This window comes from Pseudorhodoplanes sp. (genome assembly GCF_050250235.1).
GTDB lineage: Bacteria > Pseudomonadota > Alphaproteobacteria > Rhizobiales > Xanthobacteraceae > Pseudorhodoplanes.
The window spans coordinates 40,870-52,149 of record NZ_JBFWPA010000045.1 but is presented as its reverse complement, the minus strand read 5'-3'; the positions used below and the strand labels follow the sequence as shown (position 1 = coordinate 52,149).

13 protein-coding genes and 1 tRNA gene are annotated in these 11,280 nt (G+C 61.3%); 7 read left to right on the top strand and 7 right to left on the bottom strand.

What is annotated here, in order from left to right; all coding sequences use genetic code 11:
• A partial coding sequence (locus AB7F49_RS19600) for a glycosyltransferase (RefSeq protein WP_428525385.1) occupies positions 1 to 1,856 on the top strand: 1,856 nt, incomplete at its 5' end.
• Positions 1,857 to 1,969: 113 nt separating this feature from the next.
• Here the strand turns inward: AB7F49_RS19600 and AB7F49_RS19595 are convergent.
• A complete protein-coding gene (locus tag AB7F49_RS19595; RefSeq protein WP_428525383.1) occupies positions 1,970 to 3,148 on the bottom strand; it encodes a M20 aminoacylase family protein in 1,179 nt (392 codons plus the stop codon).
• A gap of 230 nt (positions 3,149 to 3,378) precedes the next feature.
• Here AB7F49_RS19595 and AB7F49_RS19590 point away from each other — a divergent pair.
• The 3 genes from AB7F49_RS19590 (at position 3,379) to AB7F49_RS19580 (ending at position 4,518) form a co-directional block, all read left to right on the top strand.
• Positions 3,379 to 3,454, top strand: a tRNA-Lys gene (locus AB7F49_RS19590).
• Positions 3,455 to 3,991: 537 nt separating this feature from the next.
• Positions 3,992 to 4,312: a hypothetical protein gene (locus AB7F49_RS19585; protein ID WP_428525381.1), complete on the top strand. Its 321-nt coding sequence runs from the start codon at positions 3,992 to 3,994 to the stop codon at positions 4,310 to 4,312.
• Positions 4,309 to 4,518 carry a hypothetical protein gene (locus tag AB7F49_RS19580; RefSeq protein WP_428525379.1) on the top strand — a complete coding sequence of 70 codons (210 nt, stop codon included), beginning with the start codon at positions 4,309 to 4,311 and terminating at the stop codon, positions 4,516 to 4,518. The genes AB7F49_RS19585 and AB7F49_RS19580 overlap by 4 nt, the downstream gene beginning before the upstream one ends.
• Before the next feature lie 67 nt (positions 4,519 to 4,585).
• On the opposite strand, the gene AB7F49_RS19575 is transcribed toward AB7F49_RS19580, so the two are convergent.
• Positions 4,586 to 5,044 (bottom strand): hypothetical protein, encoded by a 459-nt coding sequence (locus AB7F49_RS19575; protein ID WP_428525378.1) that lies wholly within the window; start codon positions 5,042 to 5,044, stop codon positions 4,586 to 4,588.
• 157 nt (positions 5,045 to 5,201) lie between these two features.
• Between AB7F49_RS19575 and AB7F49_RS19570 the strand changes: the two genes are divergently transcribed.
• Positions 5,202 to 5,546 carry a hypothetical protein gene (locus tag AB7F49_RS19570; protein ID WP_428525376.1) on the top strand — a complete coding sequence of 115 codons (345 nt, stop codon included), beginning with the start codon at positions 5,202 to 5,204 and terminating at the stop codon, positions 5,544 to 5,546.
• A gap of 79 nt (positions 5,547 to 5,625) precedes the next feature.
• Here AB7F49_RS19570 and AB7F49_RS19565 read toward each other — a convergent pair whose 3' ends face one another.
• The 5 genes from AB7F49_RS19565 to AB7F49_RS19545 form a co-directional block, all read right to left on the bottom strand.
• Positions 5,626 to 6,066 carry an HNH endonuclease gene (locus AB7F49_RS19565; protein WP_428525375.1) on the bottom strand — a complete coding sequence of 147 codons (441 nt, stop codon included), beginning with the start codon at positions 6,064 to 6,066 and terminating at the stop codon, positions 5,626 to 5,628.
• A gap of 220 nt (positions 6,067 to 6,286) precedes the next feature.
• Positions 6,287 to 7,162: a hypothetical protein gene (locus AB7F49_RS19560; RefSeq protein ID WP_428525373.1), complete on the bottom strand. Its 876-nt coding sequence runs from the start codon at positions 7,160 to 7,162 to the stop codon at positions 6,287 to 6,289.
• A gap of 31 nt (positions 7,163 to 7,193) precedes the next feature.
• Positions 7,194 to 7,604 carry a hypothetical protein gene (locus tag AB7F49_RS19555; protein ID WP_428525372.1) on the bottom strand — a complete coding sequence of 137 codons (411 nt, stop codon included), beginning with the start codon at positions 7,602 to 7,604 and terminating at the stop codon, positions 7,194 to 7,196.
• Between the two features lie 18 nt (positions 7,605 to 7,622).
• On the bottom strand, positions 7,623 to 9,173 hold the full coding sequence (locus AB7F49_RS19550; RefSeq protein ID WP_428525370.1) for a hypothetical protein: 1,551 nt from the start codon (positions 9,171 to 9,173) through the stop codon (positions 7,623 to 7,625).
• A gap of 1 nt (position 9,174) precedes the next feature.
• The gene (locus AB7F49_RS19545) at positions 9,175 to 9,705 is read right to left on the bottom strand and encodes a hypothetical protein (RefSeq protein ID WP_428525368.1); all 531 of its coding nucleotides are present in this window, start codon (positions 9,703 to 9,705) and stop codon (positions 9,175 to 9,177) included.
• A gap of 552 nt (positions 9,706 to 10,257) precedes the next feature.
• Between AB7F49_RS19545 and AB7F49_RS19540 the strand changes: the two genes are divergently transcribed.
• A complete protein-coding gene (locus AB7F49_RS19540; protein WP_428525366.1) occupies positions 10,258 to 10,569 on the top strand; it encodes a hypothetical protein in 312 nt (103 codons plus the stop codon).
• A gap of 151 nt (positions 10,570 to 10,720) precedes the next feature.
• The gene (locus tag AB7F49_RS19535) at positions 10,721 to 10,963 is read left to right on the top strand and encodes a hypothetical protein (RefSeq protein ID WP_428525364.1); all 243 of its coding nucleotides are present in this window, start codon (positions 10,721 to 10,723) and stop codon (positions 10,961 to 10,963) included.
• The last annotated feature ends 317 nt before the right edge of the window (positions 10,964 to 11,280 follow it).

Here is an 11,280-nt window from a genome sequence, read left to right as displayed (position 1 = left end):
TTGGCGCCTATTGGGGCCTGTTCAACGACGCCCAGCAGATGAAATTTGCCTGGAGCGGCATCATCTTCGATCCGGACTTCCGAAAGCTGGCGCTGCTTGCAATCCTGCTTGGCGTGCTGTTCTCGCTGCCGCTGCTGGCCATGAGCGTAACGCTGTCGGAGGCGTTGGTTCTGGCAACGGCCGCTCACGTGGTCGGGGCCTGGTTCGCGGCCGTGTTCGCGTTCTGGAAGGGGCATTATTTCGTGTGGGGCGAGGCATTGGCGCTTGGCCTTGGCGTTGTACTGCTGGTTCCCCTGGTCCTCATCGCCATGACGCGGATCGAGGAGATCGCTGGCATCGCCTTCGGTCGCAAGCCGCGCCGCCTGCTGCAGATCGATTCACCGCCGCTCGCGCCCGACGCGCCGGCACCCGCCCCGAAGGTCTCGATCCACATTCCGGCCTATAAAGAAGAACCGGAGATGCTGAAAGCCACGCTCGATGCCGTGGCCGGGCTGAACTATCCGAATTTCGAGTGCATCGTCGTCATCAACAACACCCCGGATCCCAAATACTGGGAGCCGATCGCCGAACATTGCGCGAAGCTGGGCGATCGCTTCAAGTTTCTGCGGGAAGACAATGTGGCCGGTTTCAAGGCCGGCGCGCTGCGCATCGCGCTGGACCATACGGCGCCCGATGCGCAAATCATCGGCATCATCGATGCCGATTACGTGGTTGCGCCGAGTTGGCTTTCCGACCTGGTTCCGGCTTTTGCCGACCCCAAGGTCGGCCTGGTGCAGGCCCCGCAGGAGCACCGCGACGGCGACCGCAGCGTCATGCACTACGCGATGGCCGGTGAATATTCCGGCTTCTTCGACATCGGCATGGTGGAGCGCAACGAAAAGAACGCCATCATCGTGCACGGCACCATGTGCCTGATGCGCCGCGAAGCGCTGGAGGCGGCCGGCAACTGGTCGAGCGACACCATTTGCGAGGACACCGATCTCGGGCTGACCATGCTCGAACTCGGCTGGACCACGCACTACACCAATCGCCGTTACGGCTTTGGCCTGCTGCCCGACACGTTCGGCGCCTACAAGAAGCAGCGACACCGCTGGGCGTATGGCGGCTGTCAGATCGTAAAGAAGCACTGGCGGCGCTTCCTGCCGGGCGTATCCAGCCTCAACCGCGAGCAGAAGCGGACCTTCCTGCTCGGCTGGCTGACTTGGCTTGGTGCCGAGGCGCTCGGCGTCCTGGTCGCATTCTTCAATCTCCTCTGGGTCCCGGTTGTCGCGTTTGGCGAAATCGGCATCCCCGACAAGATTCTCACCGTGCCGATCATCGCCGCCTTCGCGGTGACGATCCTCCATTTCAGCGTGCTGTACCGGCTGCGCGTGCCGATCCCCAAAAAGCAGACCATCGGTGCGGTGTTGGCGGCGATGTCGCTGCAGCTCACGGTGGCGAGAGCGGTGGCCGACGGGCTGATCAAGGATCACCTGCCCTTCAACCGCACCGCCAAGGGCAACCGCGCCCGCAAGCCGGTGCGGTTCGACGGCTTCTGGGAATTGGTTCTTGGTTCGCTGCTGATCGTCGGCGCGATCGTGCTGATTGCCAACAACCCCCTGCAGATCACGGAAATCTACCTGTTCGCATTCGTGCTGCTGGTGCAGAGCCTGCCATTCCTGTCTGCTGCGGTGCTCGCGGCGATCGAAGGCCGCCGCATCAACGAATTTGCGTTCTGGACCGAGCTTCAGCCGCGTGCTCTCACCGCCCTGCGCCGACGCCCGGCCGTGATCTCGGCGCAGGCTCCCGCAATTGCCAATGCCATTGCTGAAGTGCAGGCATCGTCTGGCGAAAAGCAGCCCGAGACGGCACAATAGAAGCCGACCCGAGGCGGGGTCTGCAAAGCATTGCGCCGTACCGGTATCGTGGATGGCCGTCGTCCCTCAACGCGGGCGGTCTCGCCCACCGGGCGGATGAAATTCGCGGCTGCCTACGCCGGCATCGCCTTTTCCACCAGCCGCACCCAGTAGGATGACCCGAGCGGGATGACCTCGTCGTTGAAGTCATAAGCGGGGTGGTGCAACCCCGCACTGGCCTCGCCGTTGCCGACGAAGATGAACGCGCCCGGCCTCGCATTCAGCATATAGGAGAAGTCCTCCGCGCCCATCATCGGCGCAAGCTGCTCGTTGACCCGGTCGGTGCCTGCAATTTCGGTGGCGACTTCTGCAGCGAATGCGGTCTGCGCGGCATGATTCACCGTGACCGGATAGCCGCGATGGTAGCCGACCCGCGCCCGCGCCCCGTGAAGGCTGGCGACGCCCTCGCAGATCTCCTTCACGCGCGTCTCGAGCTGGTCACGCACCGCATCGGTGAGGCTGCGAATCGTTCCGACAAGCTTTGCGGTCTGCGGGATCACATTGTTGGTGGTGCCGGCCTGAAACACGCAGATCGACACCACTCCGGATTCCAGCGGATCGACATTGCGCGACACGATCGACTGCAGCTGATTGACCATCTGCGCGCCGACCAGAATCGGGTCGATACCAAGATGGGGCCGCGCTGCATGCGCGCCCTTGCCTTCGATCTCGATCGTCACATAATCCGCCGCGGCCATGATCGGCCCGGTCCGCATGCCGAATTGTCCGACCGGCATCCCGGGATAATTGTGCATGCCGTAGACTTCCTCGACCCCGAACCGCTCCATCATGCCGTCATTGACCATCTCCCGGCCGCCGCCCCCGCCCTCCTCGGCCGGCTGGAAAATGACAATTGCCGTCCCGCCGAAATTTCGGGTCTCGGCGAGATATTTGGCCGCCCCGAGCAGCATGGCGGTGTGTCCATCATGGCCGCAGGCATGCATCTTCCCGGGCACGGTGGATTTGTAGGGAAGCCCGGTGGCCTCCTCGATCGGCAGGGCGTCCATGTCGGCGCGCAGGCCGATCACCCGGGCGCGACCGCCTGTCTCGTCGTTGCGCCCCCTGATCACGCCCACCACGCCGGTGCGGCCGATACCCTGCACCACCTCGTCACAGCCAAAGGCCTTCAGCTTGTCGGCGACCGAGGCCGCGGTCCGGTGCACATCGAACATCAGTTCGGGATTGGCATGCAGGTCCCGGCGCCACGCAGTAATTTCTGGGTGAAACTCGGCGACACGGTTCACGATCGGCATGGACATGCTCCGGAGGGGAAGGAATTGCGGTGCAGTAAATCCTGCCGTGGCCCATGCGGCAACATCGCGGCACGATCAGATGCCAAAGGCAGCGGAAAAGGCCGACATTTTTCGTTGTCCCGGGGACAAACAGGGCTTATGTGTCGGCCCGCCGTTCGCGGCACGGGCGCGCGGCCTCAACCGAAATCGCCGCCCCTGTCTGTGGGGATCCCGAATATGGGATGGTCCACGAGCCTGTAGCTCAGTCGGTAGAGCAACTGACTTTTAATCAGTAGGTCATGGGTTCGAATCCCATCGGGCTCACCAACAATAAACAAGCATATCAATAGCTTATGGCGACCGCCTAATAATACCACCGTCTGGCAATATTTCTCCGGGTAATCATTCGGGTAAACAAAGGCCCGAATTCAAAGGCTTTTGCGACGAGCGGCTTCAGGCTGGTCGCACGAGGGGCTGGTTCGGGGACGCGCAGCAAAACCCCGAAACTCATTTTCCGGGCCACACGCGCGTTTTACCGGCCGGGCTGCTACCGATGCCGCCCCCGGGGGCCATTCGTCGCGACGTTGGGGCGCTGTGTGGCCGGTGTCCGGCCGACGCTAAGCCGCTGAAGCCCCGATTCCGGCACGGTCCCCCGCGGAGGGGCCGCGTCCGAGGTATCCCCGGGCTTTGCGGCCGGCCGTGGCCGAGGCCTTGCCGGCGCGTACGACAAGCGAGGGTAGCCCCTCTCCGTGCGACGACACGCTTTGGAGACTGCCTTCGTCAGGTTCGCTCGCTGCGCAGGCCACGTGGAGCGATGCGTCGGTTGCCGGGGCGTAACCCGGCGCAACGCAGGGAGCCTCCAACATGCAATCAAGATTCCGGACGGCCGCCGTCGTGCGGCTCGACCGCGAGCAGGCAATCGACGTGCTCGAACAAAGCATCAGCGCGGCACGCGCGCTCGGTGTCACCGTCCCGCTGATCCGGCCGCAGGCGCTTGCCGCCGTCATGGCAGCCGATCCCCGCCTAATCGAATGGAGCCGATGCAGCGACGGCCAATACCGGCCGGTCTACCGCGCCATGACGTTTGAGGTGAGCGAGCGGTTGTACGCTCATCGGCAAGAGAAGCGGCTCGGTGGCATCACCCGGGAGCTTCGCGCTGCGCCTGACTTTGGGAGGCGCGTATGAACGGTCTGCTCAACATCGAGCGAAGTGGCTTCCGCGCCGGGGAGCTTGTCGGCTATGGCGGCCGTGTGGTCTGGCGTATTCGACGCTCCGGCTATCTATGGACCGCGACGTCCGCGATCTCGACCGTCTCGGCGCGCAGCCTGAAGTCACTGTCGGCTGCGCTGCTGCAGTTCGACGAGGTTATCGACGACGGCTTCGACGACTAGCCGCCGCTCGCAGCATCAAAGCACAGGCCCGGGATCATCTCCCGGGCCTTTCTCGTTCATCGACTCTCTATCCCATTTCCCACATCAAATCATTCGCATCGAAGAAAACATCGATGGCCTTTTTTGCTCGCCGCACCCACTCAAAAAAATACTTTTGGTCGCTTTGACACAGACCACCTGCTTCGGACGTCAAACCCATGACAAGTTTGCCGCGCTCATCATGGTCGATGCAAATGCCGCGAGACTCTAGCGCCTCCCCATGTTCCAACATGATCGAGTTGAGCCATCGATCCGCGATGTACGATCGCGGATCAAGAGGAATATCAATGTAGAAGCCCCCCTTTTCATCTGGGAGCATTGTTCCCGTGCAAGACGGCACCGAGTTAGCTGCATAGGTTATGTCCAATAGCTTTACCGGGACCATTGGGTCCAAGTCACCGAACCAGTTTCTCACGGCCTCAGACTCCATTGGTGGGAGCGTCTTGCGCGCGGCGATCCATTGTGAGTTGTTAATCTTCTTGGACATGTCGTGATCTCCTACATAAGCCGAGCGGGGTTGCCCGGCAGGAGATGACATTCCAAATTATTCGATCTTGAGAAACCGAGAGCAACCAAGCTGGAATTGATCTCTGACTTGAGACGGCGCATCCTCAGTCGCTATCAAGCGGGGTGGGGATCACGGTATGTGCCAGCAGTGGTTTAGCGTCGTGGGCTTGGCCAGCGACATCGTCGGCGTCATCCTGATCGTCTACGAGTGGCATATCATGTTTTGGCGTCACTACCACCGACGCCTCGATGACATCGATGCGCATTATGAAAAGTTGCGACGCAAGGCGGACGGCGAAGCAGAGCCGGTTGAGGAAGACAATTGGTCAATGGGCAAGCATATGTGGATGGGTCTGCGGGAAGATATCGTCTACCGCGCCAAACTCGCCTATGTCGGCGTCGCGCTTTTGCTATTTGGCTTCGTGCTGCAACTGATCGGCGCTCTGCCGTCCGATATCACCGGCCTTAAGTCGTGCGGCTGACGGTCGGACTTGTTAGCGGGCACGGAGCGTAGCCAGCGCGATCAATGCCACCGAGATCAAAAATGCCAAAACGAAAGGGTCAGGCATGGCGTCGCTGCTCCTCCTCGATAATGGTCGAGCTAGCAGCCCTGACCGGAACCGGCCGGGCAATGAACGCGATGGTGCCGTCCACGCGCGCCGGCTCGTCCTTGTCGTGCAAATTGCACCAGCGGTTGTCACTGCGGTTGCCGTTCAGGTGCGTGATACCCTCGCGGTCCATACTTTTCGGCCAGTCGCCGGTCATCCAGAACCAGATGATGGTGTCCGCGCGATAGGCCTTTTTTCGAAACAGCTTTCCACGTAGGTAGCCGTCATCGCAGACCTTGCTCAGCGCGGGCTTGCCAGCGAACTGAATGTTCCAAAGCCGGCGACCGTCAGTGCTATTCTTGAACCACTTGCGCGAGCGACGCCGCCACGTCAGTTGCCCGGTGTGCGGATCGTACTTGAGCAGTTCATGCACAAGAGCTTGCGTCAGGTTCATCTCAACACCCTAAAGAGTGCGACCGGCGATGGAAGCTGCGCGAGCAGCGCGCACACCATGCTTTCGCACGGCGAGGACTCCTCCACCGCCAGTCGCCGGGCCACCGAATTGTTTGCGGTGACCCAACCCGCTTCGATTGCCCAACAGGTGAGGCATCGACGCGGTCCCCGACGCTGCGGCGTGGAGAAAGCCGCAACGCGAAGCAGACGTTCTCGTTACCCTATCGAACTTCGACTCCAAGCAACGCCGCGATGTTCACGTCCGGCCGGCGCAAGATGGTCTGACCATCGGCCTGCGCAGCGTCGATGATCATCTCTTCTTCGCGTTCCAGTTCGAGCATTTGCGCTCGCAACTCGTCGATGCGCGCATTGCGCTGCGAAACCGTCATCGCCCCGGGTAACTCTTCGATGGTCGGGAGCATGGACGCGATAGCCGCTTCGACGCCAACCAACGAGATCGCCGCGCCAAGCACCAACCTGAGATTCGACAATTCAGGTGGCAGGCGCTGCGGCCCCCGCCCCATGCCAATGTTGACCTCGCCCGTCTTTGCGACCGTCAACATGGGCCGCGACTCCTCCACCAGCGCCTGCAGGTACGACCGGGCGCGCTGCTCGCGGTCCTTGCGAGGCAGTGGTGCGCGCTTTGCCGCCTCGATCTCATATTTGATCGATTCGATGTTCTTGCGGATCGTGGCGACCTGATCCTTTGCCGGCTTGGCATCGACGCGGACACGGGCCTTCTTCGGAGGCTCGTACTCGCGGCAGACTTGGCCGACGAGACCAGCACCCATGAACTGGTTGATCCGGTTCTGGAGCGTGCGCCACAAAACAAACGCTTCGTGCGCCTTCCGCTGCCGGTCGCGAGCTCGCTCCAGCGCCTCGACGTTGACAGGATCGCGACCCGCCTCCTCCGACATGGACGAACGAGCGATCTCGGCATTCAGCTTGCGCGTCAAATTTGACATATTGTCCGAGGCATCCTGCGCGTCCTGATGCAAACGCGTCAGCTTGGCGCGAACACGCGCCGGCAGCCTGTCAGTTGGCCGTGGAGGTGGTGGTGCAATAGCCGCCCGGGCGGCGGCGTTGGGAAAAGCCATGATGATCGCTCCTGTTGATTGATCGAGTCAGCTACACCGCGACGCGCCGGTCGCTGACGCGCGTCTTGTATCCATCTTCGATACGGCGCTTGTAGGCTTTGTAAGCTTCGCTCTCGCCGCCGTCGCTCGTAACCTGAGCAATCGGCTGCTGCACCTGTGGCGCTACGGCCGATGCCGCAGGAATCGATGGGCGCGAATCCTTCCATGCGTTCTGCTGCCGCTCGATCATCTTTGCGCGTGCGCAAACGCTGCGCACCGTATCGAGCGCATCGGATTGGCCTTGGCGGGGTCGCTGGTTGGCCGCGTCGAACTGCGGCGCAGGCTTGCCGGCACCATCGAGGAACGGCATCCCGACCCGGATTCGCTCGCCGTCGCGGATGACGTCGCCGTCGTTGACGGGGACCCAGCTTCCGTCTGCAAGTTGCTTCAAAGCCTGTGACATGGTGGTAGTCCTCCTTCTCTAAAATCCGCCTCGGATGAAGGCGAGCGCGCTGATCATGCTTACGGCGCTCGACGGCTCGTTCTCGTGCTCGATGAACATGTTGGTGAGTGACTCGTCGTAAGCGCCGGTATAGTTCGCCGCGAGGACACACACGCCGGCCACCGCATTGGCGACGTCGTCATGGCCGTTCGGTGCGTGGTCGATGCTATCCTTGCCGCCGCGAGCGGTACGTCGCTCAAGGCCGGCGAGTTGGCCGACCAGCCGGTCGTTATCCAGCAGGTCGGCGCGCTTGCTGTTCAGCAACGGCAAGAAGTCACGGTACAGGTCGGACTTCGGCTTGGCGCTCGGCTCGTATTGGACGCCGTGCTTGCGGAATAGCTCCCGAGGGAATTCGCCACCGTACCGATCACCGATGACGGTGGTGATCCGGTAGGACTGCAGCAGCGCGCAAAACGCGGCGGCAACGTCGTCGGGGCTAAACGGCGGCTTGCGCTCGCGTACCGCGTCCAAGATGATCCCGTCGCCCTCGCAATGTGCGATAGCCAAGGTGAAACTGTCGGCCGAGCCACCGGACGGATCGGTGAAGGCCACATAATTGTGATCTGCAAGGAAGAGTCGCTCGCGCACCCCCGGGCTTACGCAGGCCTCGACCACCTCCCGGTTCAAAAAGGATTCGATATCGGTACGAAATAGGCCACCGTACTCAGCCGAGGCGGCAGCAGCGTCCCGGGCGTAGGCACGATCAACGACGCTCTGGGGCAGCGACGGATTGAAGGTGCGAGACGCGCCTTGCGCTACGATGATGTTCGGATCGCCGTCCGGGCCATAGTTGGCCTTGTATAGCTGCCAAAGTTCACCGCGGCGCGCATAGGGGGACGAACCGATGATCAATGGACCACCGGTGGTGGCAAGACCCGGTCGGACGGAATTCAAGATTTCAATATCAGCATTGACCGAGTTGCCATCGGTGCCGTACCAAAACGCCGCTTCATCCGCCAAGACGGCAATGTAGGTTGGACCGCGCAGGCGTCGAAAGCTTGCTGCCCTCACTTCCACGTCGATACCGTTTTTCAAGCGCAGGGTGTCGGCGGTACGATCATCGATAAGCTGCCGCAGCATCTTGGACTGTTCAAATGCAGCCGCTGTGTAGTCGAGCGTGATCTTGGCCTGCTTTTGATCCGGGGCAATGCAAAGCAGGACGCCACGTTCACCGGGTGCAAGTACGTGCTGATGATCGCATAGACCGCCAATGTACGTTGCCAGCACTGACATGGCGCGGGACTTGCCACCACGCCGGCCAACCACAAAGGCTGCTTCATCGACGCGATGCATTGGCTCGCGCTTGCGTCCGGTCAGCTTTGTGAACAGCTTGCGTTCATCCGAGGTAAGGCGTTCGCCCATGGTGGCGATCAACATCACACGCCATGCTTCCCACGAGTCGCCGTCCAAGATGCTGCCGAGCAAGGCATCATCGTCCAGTGCTTCCCGCATGGAGATGATCGGCCTCATGCCGGCCCGGGGCTGCTCGGTATCGGTGATACGGATGCGGGGGTTGATACGGACGCGCATGTCATGCGTCCTCGCCATCTTGATCGATGACGCGCACCCGGCCAGTGCCCTTTTGCGTCTTGGACTCAAGGTAGTCCTTCAGCGCAGGCGTGCTCACCACCTTGGAGCGCCGGTCGATGCCGATCTTGGATGATAGGCGGACGAGGGTACTGGCGATCAAAGCGTGCTGGGCTATGTCGACATTGTCCCCATTGGCAATCCTTGCCTCCATCATCTCGCCCAGCACACTGGCGGCTGCAAAGCGGCGCACCAATTGCTTGCGGACTTCGCTCATGCGATCAGCGCCGCCTTGGTCCTGCATGATGATGTCGTACAGATCATAATAGCGGCGAGCGATCAGGCCACGTCCATCAACACCCTGCAGGATGCGTTTGCCATTGGTCACGCGGGTGCGGTGCGTCGACTTCCGCTTGGACACGTCATCGGTCGGCTGCTTGCGCATGATCGCTTTAATGCGCTTGCGCACCTCCTCCCCTTTGCTGGGGACGTGATTGGCATAACGGCGCTTTTGTCGATGTTTGAGATCAGCCATCAGAACTGCGCTTTCGAATACCCGAGCGTTACCCGGCACCCATAGACGCACGTGTTTTTGTGGCCAGTCTTATTTGATTACGGGGGTTTTCCTGCGACCGATCAACGGTTTAACGATCCGTAGCTGACCCTTTTTGGCAGGGGTGATTCGTTGTGCTGTATTTAAAGGGTGCTGCGGGGTTTGTTTCTTAGGGCACTTTGCCGGGGATTCTGCCGGGCAATTCGGAGGGTGTCGTTACGGGGAGATCGCTGGGGCTAGGCTATGCGCTGCAGGCGTGCGGTCTACGATGATGCGTTCGGTTCTGTTATTGCGGGCTCGTACATTTGCCACGTGGTCGTCGGTCCTAGTATTAGCTCCGCTACCCGTTACCCGCTCGTCGGTCGTCGCTCTTTCCGGCTTTCTCTTTGGTGTGGTTTTCGGCTTATTGGTGACCCCGGTACTCAGTCTCTTTTCTTGTTTGCGCGGGGCCACGTGATCAAACGCTGATGATGTTATCCTCCCCTATGTCGTATGATCTATGATCGGGCCGTACAGGAAGCGGGGGATGGGGCGATGGAATTCCTGAGGTCATTCGATCTTGATCTTTGGTGGAACAAACTGGTCGCTGTCGGCCTCGCAATACTCGTGGCGGCGCTCGCGGCGGCAAACAAGGATTTGATCTTTATTGCGCTCGGGATGGTGGCCTGCGGTTTTGGCGAAGGCATCAATCATCGGCGCGATATCAGCTTCACCGCACCGAGCGCCTACCTACCGCAGCACATGATCACGCAATACTTGCGTCTTTGGCACCCGGTCGGGGTGCTGCTCGACATCGGCGGCGTAATCCTGATCGTGCTCGGTCTCTATCGAATGCTAACGCTGTAAGCCATGCATGTGATGCACACGCCGAGCGTCTTCCTAGGCTCGTCCGTTCGTCTCATCCCGTCGGTGAGTTGAGGGCGGCTCCGATCCTTGCAGCAGCAACCGTCAAGCCTATATTGAGCCGCAGACACAACGCGATCTGGGAGGACGAAAGATGACAGTGGAGGCGAGCAGCATTGCGAAGGGGAAATGCTACGTGACCAGCTCAGGACAAGTTAGAAGAGTCATGGAAGTTGAGGATGGCAAGATCACATATGAATCCCGAGGGAAGAAGTCCGTCGGGAAAGACGTGATCTGGGGGCCAAAGGCGACAGTGCCGGCGGATCAATTTGCCGACCGCGTTGACCGTGAAGTTCAGTGGGATTACGACCCCAACTACGACCCGAAAGAAGGCTAGTCGCGGGCTGCGGCGCGGTGTTCGCGAAGAAGGTGCGTTAGGCTCCGAACGCACCTCCCGGCTGCTGCCTCGACAACCCGATATCCGGCCCACCGGCGCATTCGTCGCCTCCCGGGGCGGCAACCGGGGCCGCGCTGGCCATTCGTCGCGACGGTGCGGCGCTGTGTGGCCCGGTCCCGGCGAACCGTGGCCTTCCTCAGCCCCGATTGGAGCGGACTCGGCGGATGGGGCGCTCCTGCTGGCGCTGGGCAAGGTCAGCCCACTCGGCGTCGCGCTGCCAATATTCGTGCTCTGGGTCGGGGAGCCTCCGCGCGCTT